Below are 24316 nucleotides of genomic sequence, written 5' to 3' on the forward strand. Positions count from 1 at the left end.
TATCACCTAATTCTACATAAAATAAAGTCATTTTATTTCATCTCATTTATATGCTCCATGAGGTTTTTAAAATCCAATGGCGAGAAAAAAAACTCCGAAAAAAACGAAACTTATCCAGTCACTCAAATCAGCTAATCGACAACTGAAGCAAGAAATTGCCGATCGCCTGCGGGTTGAGGAAGCATTACGAGCCAGTTCCGAACTATTGCAAACGCTAATTAATGCTATTCCTGATCTGGTTTGTTTTAAAGATAGCCAAGGGAGATGGCTAGAGGCAAATCAAGCAGTTTTAGACCTGTTGCAATTAAATAAGATTGATTATCGTGGTAAAACTGATGCCGAAATATTTGAGATACTTAAACAAGTGAATAATTTATCTTGTTATCAAGAAATACTTTTACATTCTCAGTGCAAAGACGAAAAGGCTTGGCAGTTACAGAAAGTCCATCAAGAAGAAGAAAACATCCGTCAAAATGATGGCAGTCTGAGAATTTATGATGTGATGAAAGTGCCACTTTTTACAGCCACGGGAGTCCGGAAAGGGTTAGTAATTTTGGGTCGAGATATTACCGAAAAAAAACAGGCAGAAGCCGATTATATTCGTTTAGCATCGATGGTAGAATCTTCGGAAGATGCGATTATTGGTAATACCTTAGATGGTATAATTGTCAGTTGGAATGAAGGAGCCAAGCAAATCTATGGCTATAGTGCTTCCCAAGCCATTGGCTCTCCGATTTCGATGTTAGCTTTACCAGAAAGACCCAATGAAATGCCTCGCATTTTAACTAGCATTACAGCGGAAGGCGGTATTGATCATTATGAAACCATCCACGTCCGCCAAGATGGTGCAAATATTGATGTTTCTCTAACGATTTCCCCTATTAAAGATGCTTTAGGTCAAATTACAGGCATTTCAATGATTGCCAGGGATATTAGTTATCGTAAAAGAATTGAGTGTACCTTGGAGCAACTGCGCCACCAAAATGAGTTAATTCTTGATTCTGCGGGGGAAGGAATTTGCGGTCTCAACCAAGATGGTAAAATCACCTTTATTAATCCGGCTGGGGCGCGCATGACTGGATATGATATTAGAGAACTAATCATGAGCGATTTACGGCAGATTACTAAAGGCCATTGTCGTTCCCAGACCCCAGGGGAACCCCACCCAGATAGCCTCCAGCTTTCGCCAATTTTTGCTACCCTAGAAGATGGGAAGGTTCGCCATGTTACAGATGGGGTATTCTGGCGCAAGGACGGGACAATTTTACCCGTGGAGTATGTCAGTACCCCCATGCGACAAGAAGGGGCGATTATTGGCGCTGTGATCACATTTAAGGATATTACGGAAAGGCAAGCGATGGAAAAGATGAAGGATGAGTTTATTTCTGTCGTTAGCCATGAACTGCGTACTCCCCTGACTTCTATTCGTGGTTCTTTGGGGCTATTATCTAGCGGCTTATTAGCCTCTAGTCCGGAAAAAAGCCAACGGATGTTAGATATCGCAATGTTTAATTGCGATCGCCTCATGCGTTTAGTTAACGATATCCTTGACCTGGAGAGAATGCACTCGGGTCAGCTTCCCATGCACAAAGATTGGGTCAATCTGGCAGATTTGATGATACAAGCTGCTGATGAAATGTTACCCGTGGCTGAGAAAGCCGGGGTGGATCTCTGCGTGATTCCTCTGGAATTTAAAGTAATGGTTGATCGTGATCGGATTATTCAGATGCTCACCAATTTGTTGAGTAATTCCATTCGCTTTTCTGGCGCTAACAAGCGGATTGATTTTACCGCTAAACCACAGGAAAATGATGTTTTGATTTCGGTGCGCGATCGCGGTCGTGGTATTCCACCAGATAAAATTGAGACTATCTTTGGTCGTTTTCAACAGGTGGATGCGTCGGACTCTCGACAAAATGGGGGGACTGGATTGGGACTGGCTATCTGTCGCAGCATTGTCCAACAGCATGGCGGTAAAATTTGGGCGGAAAGTATTTTTGGCGATGGAAGTACATTTTTTGTCAGCCTACCCATTGACTCCTAATATTGATGCGAAGCGGTATCAAAATCAGAAATAGTAAAGGAAAACAGATGACAACTAAGCGAATTCTATTAATTGATGATGAGGATGACATCCGAGAAATTGCCCAACTGAGTTTGGAAATGATCGGTGGATGGAATGTAATTACTGCCTGTTGTGGCATGGAAGGGATAGAAACCGCCGAAAACGAACAGCCAGACGCGATTATGCTTGATGTCATGATGCCGGAGTTAGATGGTTTTGCTACTTTTCAAAAACTACAAGCGAATCAGCAAACGAAAGATATTCCTGTGATTTTGCTGACGGCGAAAATTCAATCTAGCGATCGCCAAAAGTTTGATAGTCTCGGTGTCAGTGGTGTAATTGCTAAACCCTTTGAACCTCTTTCTTTGGCTGAAGAGGTTGCCCAAATTCTGGGCTGGACTTAACCCAATTTCCCTCCCACCTGGTATGGGCAAAAATTTTTTTGCCCCCACAATATTTTCACCACCATATTAACTTACTGAAAATTTTATCTGAGTGATAGTACAATAGTAATTGTGGTTCAATAACGCCATCATATCATTGATGAACCCAGCGATATTAATCACCAAAGTTGAATAGTTTCATTACCATCAATGCACTTACAAACCCTGGTTTTGACTACCGCCTTGAACTTTACCGCTAACGGTGTATTCTTAATTGCTTTTTTTAAGGTTAGGAATCACGATTTTCTCAAGTGGATGGCTTATGGATGCTTTTCATTCGCTTTGGGATGTCTGTTATTGTTTTTGAGGTTTAGCTATGGAGTCAATGTATATACACTGCCATTATCTAATATATTTCTAGCCTTAATGCCCATTTGTCTAACCCATTCTATTTTAATTTTTTTAGACAAATCTATCAATCGTAAAATCCACAAATTATATCTAATTATTGCGCTCAGTGTACTTGTTTTTAGCCTGATTTTTCTCATCTCGATTATGCACCATAAGTGGATACCTGGAATATACACATCAGCCCTAAATGCAATTCTTTACCTGATTCCAGGATTAATTGTCCTCCGAGAACCGGTGCGTAGAAATACAATTATTAGGATCATGCTTTGGCTTGATCTGATGCTGTTTATAGTTCTGATTGCCAGAACATTAATCCTCCTAAATTTCTGCCTTTCTCCGAGTACCGATGATACAATAAGCAACTTTCACATGATGGGTTTACTGCTGTTTCTGACCATCCCCTGCGTCAATGCCCAGACCCTCTGCTTTCCGGTACTCGACTTCATGGAAACCTATAGGGAGCTACTGGTAGCCAACAAAAAACTTGAGCAGTTAGCAACCGTTGACGAATTGACCGGGCTATTAAATCGCCGCTTTTTAAATTCTAGGCTAGAACAAGAGATAGCCTACCACCAGCAAATGGGCTTCCCACTCTCTATAATGTTGATAGACATAGACCATTTTAAAAAAGTCAATGATCAGTTCGGACATTTAGCTGGTGATTATGTCCTCCAAAAAGTCGCGAAACTCACAAATAAATTGTTGAGAGTCAATGATTTAGCGTTCCGATATGGTGGGGAAGAATTTATGGTTTTGTTACCCAGAAGCGAAATTTCACAAGCCCTAGACATGGCAGAGCGTCTGCGGGTGAGTATTTCCCAACTGTACTTTAACCATCCTGATATCCCATCTGATTTTAAGATAACGGCTTCTTTTGGTCTCTCAGAATTGACCAAAGATTTGCGATGCTTAGATGATTTATTGAAACAAGCAGACCTCGCACTCTATCAAGCGAAGTCTCAAGGTCGCAACCAAGTTTGTATGGGATAACCCGACTTTTATTTTACCCGGTTGGGATTAAAATACAGGGCGTTGAGGTTGGCTGATAGTTATGAGTTGGCAGGCGGGTGATTGGTTGCACCGGGGAGAATATCGAGGCGATCGCTCTCTAAAAGAGATGAAAGACCATAATTTATTACCCCGCCCACAAAACTCCAGAGGTTTCTCATTCCAGACTAGCTGAATGACTAAATTAATCCGATTTATTTGTACCCTTTGGGAACCCGATGATTTTTCTCGACTGATTGCCAACTTTCAAGCTAATCTTGAAACCCGGAAAACTATGGTTAATAATTCACAAAATCCAATTAATGCGATCGAGTCATTTACAAAAGTGAGACACAATGCTTAGATGGTCATAGCACTTATCGAGTGCGCCAACCTTAACCCAGAAACCGAGTTGCTTTAGTTCACGCCATCCTAAATCATAACACAATTATACCATGTTCAACCTTTTTTTAATCACCATTAGTCTGCTGGTATTGGCAATTGTGGTAGGATTAGCACTTTACCTGCTTTCCCCTCGCAAATATCAATCCGCCGATTCTGTTGCCAACTCCTATGATGATTGGACTAATGACGGCATCCTGGAATTTTACTGGGGGGAACATATCCACCTCGGTCACTATGGTTCACCGCCACAACCCAAAGACTTCCTGAAAGCTAAAGAAGACTTTGTGCATGAAATGGTCCGTTGGGGGGGATTAGACGGCCTTCGGAGCGGCACAACAGTTTTAGATGTCGGTTGTGGTATCGGTGGCAGTAGTCGCATTCTAGCGCGAGATTATGGCTTTGCCGTCACAGGTATTACTATCTCTCCAGGGCAAGTCAAACGCGCCCAGGAACTCACCCCAACCGACCTCAATGCGCGGTTTCAGGTAGATGATGCCTTGGCATTATCTTTCCCCGATGCCAGTTTTGATGTGGTTTGGTCTATTGAAGCCGGACCCCATATGCCCGATAAAGCCCAATATGCGCGGGAGATGATGCGGGTGTTAAAACCCGGTGGGGTGCTGGTTGTGGCGGACTGGAATCAACGAGACTCGCGCCAACAGCCTTTGAACTTCTGGGAAAAGCCAGTCATGCGGCAACTTTTGGATCAATGGTCCCATCCCGCCTTTGCGAGTATCGAAGGCTTTGCGGAAGAACTCGCGGCGACCGGGTTGGTATCTGGTGAAGTCACCACCGCCGACTGGACTGCCGAAACTCTACCCTCTTGGCTAGATTCCATTTGGCAGGGGATAATCCGTCCAGAGGGGATTATCCGCTTTGGGGTGACGGGATTGATTAAATCCTTGCGAGAAGTCCCCACATTCCTGTTAATGCGGTTAGCTTTTGGGGCGGGTTTGTGCCGATTTGGGATGTTTCGGGCTGTTCGCGCTGCTGCACCGGTTGAGGAGATGGCTGTATCGACTCAAACCAGTGAAGCGTTACCAAAATAATCAAGATTTGAAGTCTCTATCTTCAAATGTTAATTAAGGGGAAAAGTCAACACCGTTCTCTTGATTGGAGCCGCCGCCAATTCTGCTAAAATCCTGATCAACTCCTAGTGCCAGCATATGGCTGGCTTCTAGGACTGCTCCCATGGCATTGTTAGGAAGGTTTTATGAGAAAAACGCATCTGGGTTTAGCGATCGCCGCACTTAGCCTTTTGGGAGTGTTGGCAGAGCCGTCGGTCAACCTTTCCCGCACCGCCTCGGCTCAACATCAGACCCAAGTCGGACAATCCCAAACCAGGGGTGATGGGCAAAATATTATTATGCACCTGACTCATGGCACTGATGACCTTCATGCGGCTTTCATGGCTTTGAAATTAGGCACAAACCTCCAAAAACGGGGCGCTCAGGTGACGCTGGTTTTGACTTTGGAGGGGGTGAGAATTGCCTCTAGAAATCAACCCTTAGACTTGCGCTGGGGTAGTAGTCCGATGACTTTAGCCCAAATGTATGATGATTTTGTCGCCGCCGGAGGCAAGGTAATGGTTTGTCCTGCTTGTGCCGAAGCCGCCGGAATCACCGCTGCTAATTTACGGACTGGCGCTCAATTAGCAAAGGAGAACGAGGATATCCCTAGTTTGATTTTAGCAGCCGATAAAATTATTGGTTTCTAGTCAGTTTTTGACCTCAACAGAGAATTTGGTTGTCATCGCCAATTCCCTGTTGAAGAAATCTCCCCAGGTATCTGACTATTCCCCTGACTGATACATTTACGCGGCATTTTTCCGGTTGTTCCCGGACAATGCGACGATAGCACTATTACCCGTTAAGGTAACAGAGGCGGTATCCCGCAAAGCTTTTAGAAAGATTCCAAAAGCACCGTTCCAGTCCCGTGGTAGAGTGAACCCGCACTCAGGACATCGGAACACTTTTGAGCCACCTAGCTGGGAATGAACATGACCACAGTGAGTACAGGTTTTGCTGGTGTATTCTTCGGTCACATCTACAACTGTTCAGTTATTTCCGCGCTTGATGTCTCAGGGTTAGTTTGAATCGATAATGCGCCCATGTCAGCATGGCGCGGGCAGTCTTAGACCTGATTAGACGCTTCACCTTGGCAACCATATTGGAAGTCTCGAAGGTGGGCCAAAAAATCCGGCTGTGTTATGGGATGGTCAGGGATGCGACCCAATCAACCAAGGGGTTGAAGTCCTCACCGGGTAGTTATTTCGCCCATTTCAGCTCTATTTCATACCCGAAGGTCTCGCACCATACTTGGTATTGTACCGTATTGCCGTCAAATGTTAACCTAATTTGAGATTAAATCATGCTCTCAAACTATTAGATTAATAACTTGGGGATTTTTCAGCGATCGCCTTCAATATTTCCTCCGTCAACTGGGGCAGAGTCATCGTTCCCAGATCTCCTAAGGAGCGAGTTCTCACACTCAAAGACTGATTATCTAACTCCCGCTGACCAATCACCACTGTAATCGGAATTTTATCGAGTTCAGAGTTGCGAATTTGTTTGCCTAAACGCTCCCCAGTATTATCGACTTCCGCGCGGATATTCTGCTGTCTTAAACTTTGGGCAATTGATTGGGCATAATCTCGAAAGCGATCGCTCACCGCCAATACTCTCACCTGAACCGGAGCCAACCACAGGGGAAAATCTCCCGCATAATTCTCAATTAAAATCCCAAAAAACCGCTCCAAAGATCCAAAAATTGCCCGATGAATCATAATCGGACGTTGCCGAGAACCATCCGCCGCCACATATTCCATATTAAATCGTTCTGGCAAATTAAAATCCACTTGAATCGTCGAACATTGCCACAATCGACCGATCGCATCCTGAATTTTAATATCTATTTTAGGTCCATAAAAAGCCCCGCCACCCTCATCAGTCACATAATCCCAGCCTTTAGTATTCAGAGCAGCAATCAAAGCATCCGTTGCTAATTGCCACACTGCATCATTCCCCACCGATTTACTCGGACGAGTAGAAAGATTCACCTCATATTTACTAAAGCCAAAATCCGATAAAATCTTTTCCGTCAAATTTAACACCCCTAAAATTTCATCTGCCACCTGTTCAGGCAAACAAAAAATATGGGCATCATCTTGAGTAAACCCGCGCACTCGCATCAATCCATGTAATACCCCAGAGCGTTCATACCGATAAACCGTGCCTAACTCTGCCCAGCGAATTGGCAACTCTCGATAAGAGTGCAAATGACTTTGATAAGTTAATACATGAAAGGGGCAATTCATCGGCTTTAATTGATAGGATTGATTCTCAATCTCTATCTGGTCAAACATATTTTCTCGGTAAAAATCATAGTGACCCGAAGTTTTCCACAGTTCCAAATTAGCAATGTGGGGACTGTACAACAACTCATAACCATCTTGCAGATGGGCTTGTCGCCAATAGTCCTCAATTAATAGGCGTATTCTTGAGCCTTTAGGATGCCAAAAGACTAAACCGCCTCCGGCATCTTCTTGGATGCTAAATAAATCTAACTCCTGTCCTAACTTGCGGTGGTCGCGTTTTTTCGCTTCCTCTTTCTGCTGCTGATAATATTCTAGTTCTTCTGGAGTTTCCCAAGCCGTCCCATAAATTCGTTGTAGTTGCGGTAGGGTTTCATCTCCTCGCCAGTAAGCCCCGGCTACACTTTCTAAAGCCAAAGCATCTGGATTAATTTCGCCCGTAGAATTCAGGTGAGGTCCTGCACATAAATCCCACCAAAATTCCTGGGTGGGAATAACCACCGGTGAAATCAGAGACGGTTCGACTTCGGGATGATTCGTCCGCCCCATATCTGGGCTACCGATAAAATAGCGAGTAATGGTTTCTGTTTCGGGAATACTATCCAGAATTTCTAACTTTAATGGTTCATTTAATTTCTCTATTTCTGCCCTAATTTGTTCTCGGTTGACTTCTTCCCTAATTACCGGCAAGTTACCTTTAATGATGCGTTTCATCTCCTTAGTTATTTGCCCTAAGTCTTCCGGGGTGAACGGTTCTTTCCGGTCAAAGTCATAGTAAAACCCCGTGTCGGTGGTGGGACCAATGGCGACTTTGGTTTCGGGAAATAGTTTTTGTACCGCCATTGCTAGGATGTGAGCGCAGGTGTGGCGAATTCGCCGCAGCTTTTCTCCATCTCTTTGGGAATGGTTTTCCTCAGAGGTGGGACGGTTGATTTGACTGAGCATATTAACCCCATCGTGAGAACGATTATCATTTTACTCGATCGCCTGAGCAATGGGCAAGTATTGGGTTGAGGGACAAGTATTGCATTAAGGCGATCGCCTCCCAAGGTTTGATACTCTCCGAGAGAGTTTCATGGGTTAAGTGTGTATAGTGGCAAGTTCATCCTCAAAATGCTATAGTGCTGAAAAACACTTTGTTCCAGGCAGGTTAGCGTCTGGCACAGATGTAGCTGGCGGAGTTGAAATATGTCTAGCACCCATACGGGTATTGAGTGGACTGATAAAACTTGGAATCCGACAACTGGGTGTGACAAGGTTAGCCCAGGGTGTCTTCATTGTTATGCTGAAGCTATAACGCAGCGTTTTCACAAGAACTTCCCGAACGGTTTTGCCTTAACATTGCATCCAGAGAGGTTGCAACAACCATTGAGTTGGCGCACTCCCAGCCGAATTTTCGTTAACTCAATGAGTGATCTTTTCCATGAGGATGTTCCCTTAGAATTCATCCGAGAAGTTTTCTCTGTTATTAATCAAACTCCTTGGCATATATATCAAATTCTGACCAAGCGCCATCAACGTTTAGATGATTTATCTTCTCAGTTGGATTTTCCACAGAATGTCTGGTTAGGGGTATCAGTTGAGAATCAAAACTACGTTGAGCGTCTTGAATATCTTCGCCGAGTTCCTGTATCTGTACGCTTTATATCGTGCGAACCACTTTTAGGGGAACTCCAACTCAATTTGACTGATATTCATTGGGTTATTGTAGGTGGTGAATCTGGTCACAAACATCGACCAATGCAAATTAAATGGGCAGAGGATATCCGCGACCAGTGCCAAAATGCCGGGGTGGCATTTTTCTTTAAACAAGTTGGAGGAAGAACACCAAAAGCCGGCGGTAGATTACTTAATAATCAAATCTGGGATGAAATACCAGATGTATGGAATCAGCATATTGACAAATGGGGAACTTCTCCAATTAAGGGAACTAAGGGGAGGAACCAGTTAGAGCTTATTGCTTAGATGAAAATACTACCCTGACCCCATCAGCAAATGTGATTTCTCCCTGTTTTTTTCGCCGTTTATTAGCAGGTGGATATGCCATAATTTTGCCCTGAGATTCAAGATTACTAAGGGCAGTTTTGTAGTTCTTTTTAATATACGGTTTCCCTACATGATGCTGTTGGTAAATCTCTTGCATTGTCATGGTTTTACCTGAAAACGTATCTAGCAACATCGCTTCCAGTTCATCAAGAGGACGAGTAAGCTCGAACAAGAACGGTTGTTGTAGAGTCGCAGCATTGTACTCAAAAGATGGCACGCCCTGCGTCTGCTCAGAACTCTCTTTAGCCATTATTTCTTTGATGATTTCATAGCCTTTGATATGCTTGCTTACAAAGATCAGATGATGGCTAGTGCGATTGCCTCTTTCATTTCTAAATCTGAAGGGAAGAACATACTGACCCCCCATCTCTTTTAAGGCTTCACAAATTGCTTCTACAATAGTTAACTCACGTTCTTGTGGACTAAGTGGTTCCAATTTCTGGCGGACTATATCTGCCCTTACTTCTCCAAATAGCGCATTAATATGCTCTTTAACGGCATCATTGCTCAATCCCATATTGATCCGGTTATAGTTGAAGAAAAAGATACAATCACAACCCCAATCTTTGACCACTGAATTAATGAGTTGAAGGGATAAACCTTTGTAGCCCCAAGGATCTACAAAAAATAAGCTGGGAACTCCTCGGCGTTCTGGGAAGGCTTTAACTATATTATCTCCAACTTCATGATTTAATATTTGGGGAGGGTACTTTAAACACTCTATGCCTGGAATCTCACTTATCGCTTGTTCCAGAGATTTGACATGGGTGGCATCGACATCGTTAAAAATCGATACTAACATACTTCGCAGCTCTGGATCTGAGATAGCCGTTTCCAGCACTTTCACGGGGGTTGATTTTGAGCCATTTTTATATCGTCCGGTCCCCGCAAAAAGATCAATATAAGCAATTTTGGGTTCTGGAGAGTATTTTTTTACAGTAGGAATAATGACTTTGGCCCAAACCCAGAAATATTTTTCAACAATTCTGGCTTTGATCAAGGACTGTTCTTTTTGTTCCTCAAAAAACGAGTTGCTGGTCATATACTGTGTGAATACTAACAGGATGTGGAATCGAGTAATACCTACTATATCATTTTATTTTTTGGGTTGATGCTATTAATCCTTTGAGCTATCCTAAAGTACCCTCGACTTCTGACCATCACGATCGCTCCTTATGCACAGAAAGAAAAAGAACCCCGTTCCCGGAGCGGTTTACCAGGGGCGCGCGCCACCTTTGCTGAGGGGGAATCGATCATTGGCGATCGCCTCCTTGATGGTTTCCCCTTTAGGTGTCTTCTCTCTGGGAAATCGGGCGATCGCTTTTTAAGCATAACCCCACTTTTTCAAAATCAAAAAAATCAAACTTTGTATTATTAATTACAGTTTTGTCAACAATTGTGTATATTGCATCTATTATTATGTCGAGAAAACTGTAAAATTAAGCTGCTGTACAAGGTACAACCCCTGAGCAGTTGTTGATAGCCAGCCAATTGGCTTGACCGACCATCTGAGGTAGTTCAAATATCAGTTGGGGAGGGTTTTAAGCGTGGTAATCGAATCGTAAAAGTAGTTCCCTCCCCTAGTTGTGAATCAAAATAAAACTCACCTTGATGATATTTAGTAACAATTTGATGGCTGGTAGGTAATCCCATTCCCGTCCCATAACCGACGGGTTTGGTGGTAAAAAAGGGATCGAAAATCTTGGCTTTTACTTCCATAGTCATCCCGATACCATTATCCCGTACTGAAATAGTCACCCCATCATCATCCTCTGATGTCGTGATATTTACCACCCCTTGATAAAGGGAATTAACCTGCTGTTCTTGTTTCTCTTTTATGGCTTGAATACCATTCATGATTAAATTCATAAATACCTGATTTAATAAACCAATATAGCATTCCAAATTTTCGACACTACCATAGTTTTTAATCACCGTAATTTCTGGGTTGCCGTCTCGACCATTTAACTGATTTTGTAAAATCATCAAGGTACTATCAATATTTTCATGGAGGTCTACCTCCTTCAGGTCAGCCTCATCTAAACGGGAAAAAGTCCGCAGGGATTTGACAATATTTTTAATCCGGTCAGCCCCAGTTTTCATGGAATTAATCATTTTCGGTAAATCCTCACTGAGGAAGTCTAAATCCACCTCATCTATTAATTCGATAATTTCCGGGGTCGGCTGCTGATAGGTATTTTGGTAAAGTTTAATTATTTCTAATAAACTGTTATTATATTCCATGAGAGGGTCTAGGTTGCCGTAAATAAAACTCACGGGATTGTTGATTTCATGAGCAATTCCCGCCACTAATTGACCTAAACTAGACATTTTTTCCGCTTGAATAAGTTTCACTTGGGCTTGTTTTAATTCGTGATAAGCCTGTTCCAATTCTTGGCGTTTCACGAGGGAGGCTTGATATTCGAGTTCCGCTACCCGTCGGTCCGTAATATCCATGACTACGCCAAACTCTCGCACTACTTGTTCCCCTTGGAATTCTAATTCAATCCAGTTACTGAGGTAGCGGATAGTACCATCAGCCCACAAAATACTAAAATCAAAGGTTTGTGGGTTTCCTTGTTCAGCAGCAGCAATTCTTTCTAACCAAAAATTGCGATCGCCTGGGTGAATTTGCTCGAACAATTCCTCCAGGGTTGGTTCCCCTTCGTCCGGGTGGCGGTTAAAGATGCAAAAAACTTCTTCTGACCAGGTAATTTTCTGGGTGGCTAAGTCATAAGACCAATAACCCAAGTGAGCAACTTCTTGGGCTTTCTTGAGTTGGTTGCTCAGTGCAATTAGAGCGATTTCTCCTTGTTTAATCTCGCTAATATCCGTGTGAGTACCAATAAACCGGATTGGGTTCCCTTCTCTATCCCATTCCACCACACGCCCTTGGTCTAAAATCCATTTATAAGAGCCATCTTTACAACGCAAGCGATGTTCATTTTTATAAATGTTGGTGGAATTTTGTAAGTGTTGTTCAATATGATGATACGCCTCTGTTAAATCCTCCGGATGAACTAAGATTTCCCACTGTTTCACTGTATCCTGTATTTCATGTTCATCATAGCCTAACATTGTTTTCCACTGTTTATTAAATACTACTTGATTGGTTTTAAGATTCCAATCCCACAGCCCTGTATTAGATGATTCCAAGGCAAGTTGTAGCTGGATTTTACTGTCGGCTAAGGCGAGTTCTGCTTGTTTTCGGGGGTGAATATAACTGGCAATGCCTAAACAGTGAAATTCTGAGTTTTCATCCTCCTTAAACCCGGACAAATTAGCCGAATGCCAATAATAGTTTCCGTCTTTATGCAAAACCCGATACTCTAATCCCTGTACCCTTTCCCCAGTCAAAGACGCTTGAAAACCATTGACACAGATATGCAAATCTTCGGGATGAACAAACCGGGAAAATGGTTGACTTTTTAACTCCGTCATGGTATAACCCATAACCGTTGTCACCATTGGACTCATAAAACCAAAACTGCCATCGGGAGTAATGATAAAAACCATATCATTCAGGTTTTCAATGAGGCGAAGTAATTTGTTTTCACTGTGCTGTTGGGCATTTTTCAGGCGGGTAATATTTTGGAGCAAACCATACCATTTTGTGCTACCATCTAACTGTCGCTCAGGTATGCCTTGACTGACCACCCAGATGCACTCACCATCAGCATTACAGACGCGGTGGGTGTTATCCCAAGGCGAGAGATGGGTGGCGGACTCCTGAAGCGATTTAAGCACCACTGGGCGGTCTTCCGGGTGGATAGCGGCAAACATCCCATTAGCATCCTCTGGGAGTTCAGCCCCTGCAATTCGGTAGATATACCATAGTTTTTGGCTGGCGTAGGGGATGGAAAAGTTACCATCAGGGTGCTGCCAAAGTTCATAAATGCCACCAGGAATATGACAGAGTATTTGTTGGAGGCGTGTGCTGTCTGGTGAAGGGGTAAAAGGGGGAGGAAAAGTCATGTTTGCGGTTCCTATTTGTACTATTTTAATTCTTGATATTTGGGGATTATAAACACCCTTTTATCTGACAACTTGGTTGAGTTGATGTTAGCGGTTTCATACTATTGTGAATCATCATCAGCAGGGATTTTGGAGTTGGTGGTCAGGGTTTAAGTTAAATGTTGATTAATCTTCATTGATGATTAGGTATAATCTGGATAAAATCTCAAGTTTTGGGAGATTCTTTTAAACGGGGTAATCGAATAGTAAAGGTAGTTCCCTCCCCTAATTTTGAATCAAAATAAAACTCTCCTTGATGCTCTTGGGTGATAATTTGATAACTGATAGATAACCCCATCCCCGTGCCTTTTCCGACAGGTTTGGTGGTAAAAAAAGGCTCGAAAATCTTGGTTTTTACCTCATTACTCATCCCTATACCATTATCCTGTATGGAAATACGGACCGCCTGATTTTCTGCTAATTTTGTAGTGATATTTATTACGCCCTTATAGTTTAAATGTGCTTGATTTTTTCGTTTTTCTTCGATGGCTTGAATACCATTCATGAGTAAATTCATTAACACCTGATTTAGCAGACCAATATAACATTCAAAATTAGGTAAATTACCATAATTTTTAATGACGGTAATTTCGGGATTCCCCCCCCTACCATTTAACTGATTTTGGAGAATCATCAGGGTGCTTTCAATATTTTCATGGAGGTCTACAGCTTTGAGGTCAGCTTCATCTAAACGCGAAAAGGTTCGCAGAGATTTAACAATCGCTTGAATCCGGGATGCTCCGGTTTTCATGGAATTAATTGTGTTGGGTAAATCCTCAAGAATAAAGTCTAAATCTCTGTCTGTGACTAACTCGATAATTTCGGGAGTGGTTTGAGTATAGGTGTCTTGATAGAGTTTAATTATTTCTAATAAACTATCTGTATATTCAGAAATAAACTCGAGATTGCCATAAATAAAACTCACGGGATTATTAATCTCATGAGCAATTCCGGCTACTAATTGACCTAAACTTGACATTTTCTCGGCTTGAGTGAGTTGGAGTTGGGTTTGTTGTAATTCCCGATAAGCCTGTTGGAGTTGCTGGCTTTTGGTTTGGGAGGTTTGATAGAGGTCGGCTTGTTGAATGGCGATCGCAATTTGCGTTCCCAAACTTTCCAATAACTCAATTTCATCAGGCTGCCAATCGTGACTAGCATCAATTCTACCCATCTCCAAGCCCCCGATTTTCCCAGGAGTATGAATGGGTAACATCAGATAAAGATTAATCCCCATAGATACGCAGATTTCCACGAGGTCGTCATCATAAACAGGCTCTAAATTTTGCACGTTCAACCTATAACCTTGGTTCGCAGCCAGACGCTGAAACCGCAGGGGAACTTTAGTCATGCAATAAGTGCCTAAACCTCCATTAACTCCCAGTTTGCGCTGTTCTTGCACCATTTCCCAATAGGGAGAAACTCCATCAGCGTGATACCAACCAAAGATACAAACATCAACTTTGAGGTGAGTAAAAACAGCCTGAACTGCTGTCTGTAAAATCTGGTTTAAATCTAGGGATTGGCGAATTTCACTGCTGAGATGATTCAAGAGTTGGGCGCGAGTCAGGAAGGCTTGCAGTTGCGTCTGGACTTTCACCCGTTCCGTAATATCCCTAGCGGCTGCATAAATAAACTCCCCTTGAGGAATTGACATCCATTCAATATAGCGATAGTCACCTGTTTTAGTCCGATAGCGGTTCGTAAATCTCTGAACGCTACAGCCAGCAGTTAAATCCGCTAGGGCGACTTGGGTGGAGTTGAGGTCTTCAGGATGAACAAAATCTAAGAAGGCTTTATCCTTTAACTCGGACAGGGAATAACCTAAGATATCTTCCCAGGCTTGAGAGAGGCGGCGGAAATTTCCCCGGAGGTCAGCAATACAGAGTAAATCGAGGGAAATGGTAAAGAAGCGTTCGAGTTCGAGTTCGGCGACCCGGCGTTCTGTGATATCCATAACCACGCCGAATAGTCGCACCAATTGGTCTCCCTGAGTTTCTAATTCAATTCGGCAATTGACATAGCGCACGGCACCATCTTTCCGCACAATGCTAAAGTCAAAGTTTTGGGGAATTCCTTGTTCAGCCTCGGTCATTCGCTGTAACAAAAGGTTGCGATCGCTTGGGTAAAGTTGCAGCAGCAATTCCTCAAAGGTCGGTTCTTGTTGGTCTAGGGAACGACCAAAGATGCTAAAGATTTCTTCTGACCAAGTGATTTTCTGGGTAGCTAAGTCAAAGGACCAGTGACCCAAGCGGGCAACTTCTTGGGCTTTTTTGAGTTGGTTACTCAGTTGAATAAGGGCGATTTCGGCTTGTTTGCGTTCACGCAGTGCAGCTTGCTGTTCGCTAATATCGGTGTAAGTGCCAATAAACCGCACCGGGTTCCCTTGTTCATCCCATGTCACCACCCGCCCTTTAGTTGCCACCCATTTATAATTTCCATCTTTACAGCGCAGGCGATGTTCATTTTTATAAAAGGAGGTTTGCTTTTGTAGGTGTTGATTAATATCATGGTAAACCCGTGGTAAGTCTGGCGGGTAAACTCGGCTTTCCCACTCTTTCACATCATTGTCAATCTCATGCTGTTCAAAGCCTAACAGAGATCTCCACTGTTCGTTAAACACGACTTCATTGGTCTGTAAATTCCAATCCCACAGCCCGATATTTGAGGATTCTATGGCAAGTTCTAACCGCAGTTGACTTTCGGCGAGGGCGAGTTCGGCTTGTTTGCGAGGGTGAATATAACTGGCTACACCTAAACAACATATTTCCCCTTCCTCTTCCTGGAATTGAGATAAATTAGCGGAATGCCAATAATAGTTTCCGTCTTGATGTAAAACCCGATACTCTAATTCGGTCACCTTTTCCCCAGCTAAGGCGGCTTGTAAGCCTTTGGCACATATATGCACATCATCAGGATGAATAACCTTATGGAAGGGTTGGTTGGTTAACTCACTCAAGGGATAACCCATGACGGTGGCAAACATGGGGCTGAGAAAACTTAACCGACCATCAGCAGTAGCAATAAATACCATGTCATTGAGGTTTTCAATGATGCGGCGTAATTTGTCTTCACTGGCTTTGAGTAACTTTTGGGTTTGGGTTAACTCGGTAATATAGCCCTGGGCATTTTTGAGGTTGGTAATATTTTGCAGATGACCATACCATTTGGTGCTACCATCAGGTTGTGGCTCTGGAGTGCCATGAGCGATCGCCCAGATACAGTAACCATCAGGGTGAAGGACGCGGTGGGTACTATGCCAAGCAGAGAGATGGGCAGCCGACTCCTGAAGGGATTGGAGTACCTCCCGGCGGTCTTCCGGGTGGATAGCGGCAAAAATCGGGCTGGCATCATCTCGGACTCTGGGGGCTGAAATTCCGTAGATATCCCACAGTTTTTCACTGGCGTAGGGGAAGGAAAGGTGACCATCAGGGTGCTGCCAAAGTTCATAAATGACACCAGGAATATGGTGCAGCATTTTGTGAAGGCGATCGCTTTCCGGTTCAGGTGACAAAGGCAGAGCAGTCATCGGTTCAGTTCTCATCACACGACTACATCTATATATAATAATGAAATACTCCGGTCGCTGACCCGATGCTAGGGAACTCTACCCCACTGCCGAAAAATCAAATTTTGTAAACAGTTTCCGGTTCTTCACGGAATCTTCATATTTTCCCATTAGGCTTGATGTTGTAGCCCAAACCCTGTAACCCCCAGGAGGTCGAAATTATGCCATCAGTGTATCTAGCACTACTTATATTAACATTTGGCTCTCTTTTGGTGTATCTGCAAACATCCGAAGATATCCCCTTTGTTTTGGCAGGATTAACCGGAATTGTTTGTTTTATATGGGGTTTCGCCTTTGCACACTGGAGCCTGCAAATCTTAATTGTTTTGGGTCTATTAAGACTATATAAACTCCACATTCCTGATAGTCTCACTTCCCGATAATTAGCAACATACCCCTGAACTATCAGGGGTAGTTTTTTCTCTAAGGTACTCGGTCAAGACTGATATTAAGTAAACCATACCTTTCCCAGCCTTGAGCATCAAAATGCCACCATTCAGTCATTAATGGTTCAAAGCCATATTGTTTCATTTTCAACTCTAATAAGTTGCTATTGCGACGGACTTGGGGTTCATTGCCTGTGTAATCTCTCCAGGCTTTCTCAGTAAAATCATCGTAATCTGTAGGCATTTCCAGAGGTTGACCAGTTCTCAAATCTACTAGAGTCAAATCAACCGCCGCGCCGCGATTGTGACGGGAACCCCGCGCCGGATTACCTACATAACGGGAATCTGGGAGAATTTGCCACATTTGCCAAGTCACAGACCAAGGGCGATAACAATCATAAACCATTAACCCTAATCCCATGGTTTCTAGGTCTTTTTGTACATCGGAAAGTCTCTGGGCGAAGGGACGACGGAGGAGGCATCGAGACACGGGGTAAAGGGTTCGGTTGACAAAATTATTGGGGGTTGCATAGCGAATATCTAAGCGAATATTGCGATTGACAGATTGAATATCTATCAGTCGATTAGCTGATGAAACTTGACTATAATCTGTGATGAGATTAGGGGGAGGTGTTTGAGCGATTAAAGGCTGGCTGTAAGCTGGTTCTGCCCACAAGTTACATGACCAAAATACTAGGAAAAATGTAATGATAATTAATGCAGTTTTTCTTACCATAATATCTACCTGTTGTCAAGGGTTGAGTAGGTTCAATTAAATTTAATGTTAAATCAGGGAATTATTAACCAAGTATTGACTATGGATACTGAGAGTAAATTCCCTGAATTTTCCTGAAATTTAGATGCTTAATCTTTGATAGATTTCATCTAAATGTTTAAGGTGATGTTCAGCCTGAAAACAGGATTCAATTTCCTCTGGGGATAGGTAAGACTGGATAGCAGAGTCTTGGGTAATTAATTGATGAAAATCCCCGTCGGGAGTATTCCAAGCCTGATGAGCGCAGGATTGAACAATGCGATAAGCGTCCTCCCGACTCATGCCTTTTTCGACAAGGGTAAGTAAGACGCGCTGGCTGAAGACTACGCCACCATAGAGGTTCATATTCCGTTTCATGTTGTCAGGATAAACCAGAAGATTTTTCACCAAATCTGTGATTTCTACTAACATGAAATGGGTAATAATGGAGGCATCGGGTAAAATCATGCGTTCGACAGAACTATGGGAAATATCCCGTTCATGCCAGAGGGCCACATTTTCTAAGGCGGCGATCGCATGACCACGCACCACCCGCGCTAGTCCGGTAAGGCGTTCGCTACGGATAGGGTTGCGTTTGTGAGGCATAGCAGATGAGCCTTTTTGACCCCGTGCGAAAAATTCCTCGACTTCTAAAACGTCTGTACGTTGCAGGTTGCGGATTTCTACGGCAAATCTCTCAATGGAAGCAGCCAGCAAGGCGAGGGTTTGCACATATTCAGCATGAATATCTCGGGAAATTACCTGAGTTGAGGCGGTGTCCGGTTGCAGTCCCAGTTTTTGACAGGCGATCGCCTCTACCCTGGGATCAACATTAGCATAGGTTCCCACCGCCCCGGAAATCTTACCTACAGCGATTTGTTGTCGCAGACGTATGAGACGTTCCCGGTTGCGACAGACTTCGGCTAACCATCCGGCTAGTTTGAAGCCAAAGGTGATGGGTTCCGCGTGAATACCATGCGATCGACCAATCATCACGGTATTTCGATGCTGTTGCGCCTGATAGCGAATGGCTTGGGCTAGGGTCTCTACCTGTTCGAGAAGTAAATCCGTACTAGCTACCAGTTGCAAAGCTAGGGCTGTGTCTAAAACGTCGGAACTGGTTAACCCAAGGTGAATGTAGCGTCCAGCATCCCCAACATATTCGTTAACATTGGTGAGAAAGGCAATCACATCATGGCGCACTTGGGCTTCAATTTCTAGGACGCGCGCTAGGTCAAAATTGGCTTTGGCTTTAATTTCCTCCACGGCTGACTCTGGAATATAGCCGAGTTCGGCTTGGGCTTCACAGGCGGCAATTTCCACCTGTAGCCACGTTTTTAGCTTATAGTTGTCTGTCCACAGCGAACCCATTTCGGGTAAGGTATAGCGTTCAATCATTGGGATTGTCAGAACTCTGTTGATTTTTAAGGCTAGTGTCTAAAATTCTCTACTGGCTAGGGTTTAGCAGGTTTTGGCTTAATCGGGAAGTTTGAACACCCGACGATCGCAAAATCACAGCTCCTCGACCAATATTTCATTTTGACATACCACCGTGCCTAAGATTACTAGATTCCCGGTCTGTCAACACCGATCAATCTGGGGATGTATCATGGGTGCGTTTGGGAGACCCCCAGATCACCAGCCAGCCCACCCCCAGGACCACTAATCAGCTATGCCTTTTGAGATATTCCTTTCAGCCTGTTGTCAGCTTAGGGGCTTAACATAAAATTAGCAAGCGCTATAATATCAGAGTTTTGTCTTGTCCTGACTCTCTTGAGGTGCTATCGGCTATATGATGAAAGGAAAATTTTATAGGTTTCATCGAGTAATTAAATGTTTTGCGATCGGTTTATTAGCCGTGGGGATGTTCGCCCCTTGGGGAACTGCAGCGATCGCACAATTGCCACCCCTTCCCACATTTCAGGATATCACGAGAGTCAGTAACCCTCGGATTCTGAACTAGAGCCTGTGCCAACTTATTTTGTGCCCCGGTTAGCCTGGATAATCGCAGCATCCTTGAAGTCACTTCCCAGCCTACTATCTCCCCAGATAACCCTCAAGATTTTGGGGTTCAGCAGAGAGTTCAACGCATTGAAAAAATTTTGATGTCCATTGTGGCGGCGGTAGAAAATCCCGACACTCTCCAAATTGAAATAGGCATCCGCAATGATGAAACTGTCGTTTATGCTCCTGAACAACCGCAAATACAGGATCAGGTGATCATCACAATTACTGATTTTGACTCCCTTCATCAAGGACAATCTAAAAAAGCGATCGCTAAACAGTGGCGAGATACCATCTATCAAGAATTGTACCGTTCCATCTCAGAACGCCGCGCCTTTCAACAGTATTTCTGGAATCGCAAACTTCCCTTTACCCTCCTATTTTTGGGGATAATCATCCTGAGTAGCTGGATATTATGGCAAGTCCAGAAAATCATTGACCGAGAAAATCAACGCATCCAAAATTTATCTCAACCAGCCACAGATATTATTGAATCTGACCCCACGCCTGACCCTGAAATCATGCCTAAATTCCGGTTTAAATTGGGATTTAATCAGATTTGGAGTCGTTTACCCAATCTTTCTCCTAATCAACAAAAGCAAGTTATTCAATTCCTCCGGCAGGTAACTCAGTGGGGACAAATTTTTATTTGGTTAGGGGGATTAGCCTATCTTTTATATTACTATCCAGCCACCCGCGCCATAGGTGTAGCCCTAGGGGGAGTTCCCCTCTCTTTATTGGTTTATTATCTCATTGTCATTGCCTCCATTAAAATCAGCCATTTGTCTATTGAATATTCCTTGCAAGAATGGGTTAACCAATCTCTGTTTAAATATCCCAATTCGCAGCAAAGATTTCTGTCACGACAAATCACATATATTGCAGCCCTGAAAGGTTTGGCATCATTTACCAGTTACTTTGTTGGCATTTTGTTGACCCTTAATACCATTCTCAGTTCAGTTTTTAATATTCAGATGAATGAAATATTAACCGGGGTCGGTGTCATTGGTTTTGCCTTAACTTACATCTTTCAGAGTACCATTAAAGATGTCTTAAATGGCTGTTTAATTTTGTGGAGTGACCAATATGCCGTCGGTGATGTAATTGCCGTAGAAGATAAAAGTGGTTTGGTCGAGTATATAAATCTTTATATCACCCAAATTCGCAATCTTGATGGCAATTTAATCACCATTCCTAATGGCAGTATTTCCATTGTAGAAAATATGACCAAAAATTGGTCGCGAGTTAATTTTACTATTGAGGTAGCCTATGATTCCGATATCCGCAAAGCCATGGAGGTTATGAAACAAGTCGGAGAAGAAATGCTACAGGAACCCCATTGGCGGAATTTGATTTTAGAATTACCCCAAGTTTTAGGGGTTGATGCCGTGAGTCATCGGGGAATGTTGGTCCGCATTTGGATTACTACTCAACCTGTGAAACAGTGGGAAGTCGGTCGAGAGTTTCGGTGTCGGGTCAAAGAAGCCTTCGACCGTGAAGGGATTAAAATTGGCATTCCTCAGCAAACTTTGTGGCATCAAGGCTATCATCATTTATTAGACCAAAATGGTAATCATGGCGGTGAGTTTTCCTCTTCTGTCAATTGACACCGACAATTTGACCGCCAATTATCCTGCTGAAGTAAGATGCAGGAGGCTAGATTAGAACTAACAGTTCCCAAACAGCCTGTTATTTATATGGGGTAGGAAATGCTCGGCGTGGTAGCTGTAGCGTGAATCCGTTAAACTACTGATACTGACCTGGGTATGGGGTACTGAGAACCCCCTAGTAGAGGAAAATTGATAACTAATGAGGTGGACTTGAGATTATTGTGTTAACTGAACTGAAACCGAAAATTTCTGAATTAGAAAATCTGGCGCGTGCCATTAGCTACGAACATCAGCGGTGTCTAGGAAGTCCCCAGACGGCGTTAGTTCCGGCTTACCATGCGGGAGTTTTATTGCTACAAGCACAAACCAAATTGACCTCGACTGACTGGGAAGGTTGGCTAGAGTCGATTGATATTTCTGCCCAAAGTGCTGACACTTATATGCAGATTGCTCGCACTTGGCCAGGATTTCTGGGGGTGGAAATAGGCATCGAGGCGGCTTGTATTGGGGAATATGCACCACAACCCAAACCTTTGGAATCAGAAGCCCAGAAGGAAGTAGAACCCCCCATAGAGGAAGTAGAACCCCCCATAGAGGAGGTCAAGGACTATGATACCCCTATTGATGTAGAATTTACCCCGGTTCCCCCAGAGGAGGAAATACCACCCAAGACGGAATTGATTAGCTTTGTAATTGAGGGTGCTGTAGTTCCGAAGGCGCGTCCCCGGGTTACCAGTAATGGGACTTATTTACCTCCTCGATATCGGGAGTGGCGGAACCGGGCGGAAGTTGAATTGTATCGCCAGATATCAGAACGGAATTTAACAAATAAATTTCCCCTCAGACGGGCGGCGGTGACTATCCGTTTGTTTGGTAATCATCGGACCAATTCTGATATTGATAATTTGGCTGGTGCTTGTTTAGATGCTTTGACGTTGCAAGGGGCGGGGGTTTTGATGGATGACCGCTTGAGTTGTTTACCTAAACTGAGGGTAGAGTTTTTTCCAGATATCCCTAAAACTGGAGTATGGATAGACATTGAACCTCTTAGTTATTAACAGTTAATTAGCGGTTAATTATATAGATAACTTTTGACTAATTTAAATGCAGTTTAACCGCTATTTTAGCATCTTGTACTACGTCAATATATAACCTTTCTATATGGGTGATATTCTCATCTAAAGTATATTTTTCTAGGACTCTATTTCGGGCTTTTTTACCTAAAACAGTTGCCATTTCAGGGTGGTCTCTAAACACAGGTAATAAGGTTTGTAGTTGACTGCTAACGCCTTGGGTTTTTAAGACGACACCCGCGCCATTTTCTAAGACTTCACCATCAGCACCAGCATCGGTGGCTATGCAGGCGACACCACAGGCCATAGCTTCCAGTAGAGATAAGGATAGTCCTTCGACTAAGGAGGGTAAAATAAACACATCGGAGCCGCGTAAAATTTCGATGCGCTTATCTTCATCGCCGATAAAACCTGCCCAAATTATGCCGTCTTCTAAGCCATACAAGCCTTGCAGATAAGGGGCTAAGGGTCCATCTCCTACTAATAATAGGCGGCAGTTTTCACCCATGCGGGCTTTTTTCCAGCCTTTTAACATGGCTTCGATATTTTTTTCGGTGGCGATGCGTCCTTGATAGACGAAAATCCGATCGCTTTGAAGTTGAGATTTGAGGCGAGAGGTTCCGGGAGAATATTTTTGGATATCCACGCCATTAGGAATAATGGCTACTTTGTGTTCAGCGACTCCGAGTTTAACCAGTAAATCTTTCTGAATTTGAGAAAAGACAATTACCCGGTGATAATTAGCCAGGAAGGGAGCATAAATCTGGTACATCAGATGCTGAGTCCCAGAAGTGAGGTTGCGGAGTTTGCGATCGAAAGGGGGGTGAAAGGTGGCTACTAAGGGTAAGTTTAATTCTTCGCAAATTTCTGGGAGGAGGAAATCAAGGGGAGACAGGGTTAAGGAGGCATGAACCAGATCAGGCTTTAATGCTTGCAGAGACCGCATCAGTACCTTACTAGATTTGAGGGTAGGGATGGTATAGATCTGAGACTTATAGAGACAGGGAAGTGGCACTTCTTTAGTCCTCTGAGTGTCACCGAAAGAATCGCGACTAAACTGGAAATCTTGGGCTTGAATTTTCCAGTGTCCATTTTCTGTCGGCCACTGTTCTCGACGTTCGGGGTGGGTGGTTTCTTGGGCAAAATGGATAAAGCTAACCTGATATCCCCGGTCAAGCAGCATATTGGTTACTTCCCGAGAGTAGGTAACGTTACCGCAAAATGGTGATTTTTTTCCAAGCCAAGCAATGTGCATTCAGATATGTTTGTATAAGGGTGGTAGTCTTTTGGGATGACTTTA

The 24316-nt window shown here is 43.5% G+C and carries 20 protein-coding genes and 1 pseudogene; 13 read left to right on the top strand and 8 right to left on the bottom strand.

Annotated features, from left to right (window positions below):
• Positions 1-76: 76 nt before the first annotated feature.
• From NLZ44_RS07635 to NLZ44_RS07665, 7 genes are all read left to right on the top strand, one after another.
• Positions 77-2044, top strand: coding sequence for a PAS domain S-box protein (locus NLZ44_RS07635; protein ID WP_493752375.1), 1968 nt, complete (start codon positions 77-79; stop codon positions 2042-2044).
• A 47-nt stretch (positions 2045-2091) separates the two neighbouring features.
• Positions 2092-2469 (top strand): response regulator, encoded by a 378-nt coding sequence (locus NLZ44_RS07640; protein ID WP_048895290.1) that lies wholly within the window; start codon positions 2092-2094, stop codon positions 2467-2469.
• 189 nt (positions 2470-2658) lie between these two features.
• Positions 2659-3849, top strand: coding sequence for a GGDEF domain-containing protein (locus NLZ44_RS07645; protein ID WP_493752376.1), 1191 nt, complete (start codon positions 2659-2661; stop codon positions 3847-3849).
• Positions 3850-3910: 61 nt separating this feature from the next.
• Positions 3911-4042: a hypothetical protein gene (locus tag NLZ44_RS07650; protein ID WP_493752377.1), complete on the top strand. Its 132-nt coding sequence runs from the start codon at positions 3911-3913 to the stop codon at positions 4040-4042.
• Complete coding sequence (locus tag NLZ44_RS07655; RefSeq protein ID WP_493752378.1) at positions 4043-4210, top strand: hypothetical protein; 168 nt, start codon at positions 4043-4045, stop codon at positions 4208-4210.
• A gap of 91 nt (positions 4211-4301) precedes the next feature.
• The gene (locus NLZ44_RS07660) at positions 4302-5300 is read left to right on the top strand and encodes a methyltransferase domain-containing protein (protein ID WP_493752379.1); all 999 of its coding nucleotides are present in this window, start codon (positions 4302-4304) and stop codon (positions 5298-5300) included.
• A gap of 164 nt (positions 5301-5464) precedes the next feature.
• Positions 5465-5968 (top strand): DsrE family protein, encoded by a 504-nt coding sequence (locus tag NLZ44_RS07665; protein WP_187758674.1) that lies wholly within the window; start codon positions 5465-5467, stop codon positions 5966-5968.
• A 96-nt stretch (positions 5969-6064) separates the two neighbouring features.
• On the opposite strand, the pseudogene NLZ44_RS07670 reads toward NLZ44_RS07665, so the two are convergent.
• A pseudogene (locus NLZ44_RS07670) lies at positions 6065-6458 on the bottom strand (zinc ribbon domain-containing protein); the annotation flags it as partial.
• Positions 6459-6640: 182 nt separating this feature from the next.
• The gene (gene thrS, locus NLZ44_RS07675; protein ID WP_493752380.1) at positions 6641-8509 is read right to left on the bottom strand and encodes a threonine--tRNA ligase; all 1869 of its coding nucleotides are present in this window, start codon (positions 8507-8509) and stop codon (positions 6641-6643) included.
• A 243-nt stretch (positions 8510-8752) separates the two neighbouring features.
• Between thrS and NLZ44_RS07680 the strand changes: the two genes are divergently transcribed.
• Positions 8753-9529, top strand: coding sequence for a DUF5131 family protein (locus tag NLZ44_RS07680; RefSeq protein ID WP_493752381.1), 777 nt, complete (start codon positions 8753-8755; stop codon positions 9527-9529).
• Here NLZ44_RS07680 and NLZ44_RS07685 read toward each other — a convergent pair.
• On the bottom strand, positions 9519-10652 hold the full coding sequence (locus NLZ44_RS07685) for a three-Cys-motif partner protein TcmP (protein WP_493752382.1): 1134 nt from the start codon (positions 10650-10652) through the stop codon (positions 9519-9521). The genes NLZ44_RS07680 and NLZ44_RS07685 overlap by 11 nt on opposite strands.
• 133 nt (positions 10653-10785) lie before the next feature.
• On the opposite strand from NLZ44_RS07685, the gene NLZ44_RS07690 reads away from it, so the two are divergent.
• Positions 10786-10938 carry a hypothetical protein gene (locus NLZ44_RS07690; protein WP_493752383.1) on the top strand — a complete coding sequence of 51 codons (153 nt, stop codon included), beginning with the start codon at positions 10786-10788 and terminating at the stop codon, positions 10936-10938.
• A gap of 190 nt (positions 10939-11128) precedes the next feature.
• Here the strand turns inward: NLZ44_RS07690 and NLZ44_RS07695 are convergent, their stop codons facing one another.
• Both NLZ44_RS07695 and NLZ44_RS07700 read right to left on the bottom strand, forming a co-directional pair.
• Positions 11129-13585, bottom strand: a complete 2457-nt coding sequence (locus tag NLZ44_RS07695) for a PAS domain-containing protein (protein ID WP_493752384.1) — start codon at positions 13583-13585, stop codon at positions 11129-11131.
• Positions 13586-13790: 205 nt separating this feature from the next.
• The gene (locus tag NLZ44_RS07700; RefSeq protein ID WP_493752385.1) at positions 13791-17150 is read right to left on the bottom strand and encodes a PAS domain-containing sensor histidine kinase; all 3360 of its coding nucleotides are present in this window, start codon (positions 17148-17150) and stop codon (positions 13791-13793) included.
• Between the two features lie 200 nt (positions 17151-17350).
• On the opposite strand from NLZ44_RS07700, the gene NLZ44_RS07705 reads away from it, so the two are divergent.
• Positions 17351-17572, top strand: a complete 222-nt coding sequence (locus NLZ44_RS07705) for a hypothetical protein (RefSeq protein WP_493752386.1) — start codon at positions 17351-17353, stop codon at positions 17570-17572.
• Positions 17573-17612: 40 nt separating this feature from the next.
• Here the strand turns inward: NLZ44_RS07705 and NLZ44_RS07710 are convergent, their stop codons facing one another.
• Together NLZ44_RS07710 and purB are read right to left on the bottom strand one after the other, a co-directional pair.
• The gene (locus NLZ44_RS07710; protein ID WP_493752387.1) at positions 17613-18311 is read right to left on the bottom strand and encodes a M15 family metallopeptidase; all 699 of its coding nucleotides are present in this window, start codon (positions 18309-18311) and stop codon (positions 17613-17615) included.
• 120 nt (positions 18312-18431) lie between these two features.
• Positions 18432-19727 (bottom strand): adenylosuccinate lyase, encoded by a 1296-nt coding sequence (purB, locus tag NLZ44_RS07715; protein ID WP_493752388.1) that lies wholly within the window; start codon positions 19725-19727, stop codon positions 18432-18434.
• Positions 19728-20121: 394 nt separating this feature from the next.
• On the opposite strand from purB, the gene NLZ44_RS07720 reads away from it, so the two are divergent.
• The 3 genes from NLZ44_RS07720 to NLZ44_RS07730 all read left to right on the top strand — a co-directional run bounded on the left by NLZ44_RS07720 (position 20122) and on the right by NLZ44_RS07730 (position 23001).
• On the top strand, positions 20122-20292 hold the full coding sequence (locus NLZ44_RS07720; protein ID WP_493752389.1) for a hypothetical protein: 171 nt from the start codon (positions 20122-20124) through the stop codon (positions 20290-20292).
• Positions 20293-20368: 76 nt separating this feature from the next.
• Positions 20369-21940 (top strand): mechanosensitive ion channel family protein, encoded by a 1572-nt coding sequence (locus NLZ44_RS07725; protein ID WP_493752964.1) that lies wholly within the window; start codon positions 20369-20371, stop codon positions 21938-21940.
• Positions 21941-22164: 224 nt separating this feature from the next.
• Positions 22165-23001: a RusA family crossover junction endodeoxyribonuclease gene (locus tag NLZ44_RS07730; RefSeq protein ID WP_008049189.1), complete on the top strand. Its 837-nt coding sequence runs from the start codon at positions 22165-22167 to the stop codon at positions 22999-23001.
• Positions 23002-23038: 37 nt separating this feature from the next.
• Here the strand turns inward: NLZ44_RS07730 and NLZ44_RS07735 are convergent, their stop codons facing one another.
• Positions 23039-24271 carry a glycosyltransferase family 4 protein gene (locus tag NLZ44_RS07735; RefSeq protein ID WP_493752390.1) on the bottom strand — a complete coding sequence of 411 codons (1233 nt, stop codon included), beginning with the start codon at positions 24269-24271 and terminating at the stop codon, positions 23039-23041.
• Positions 24272-24316 lie beyond the last annotated feature (45 nt).

The sequence above is a fragment of the Arthrospira sp. PCC 9901 genome, from assembly GCF_059013425.1.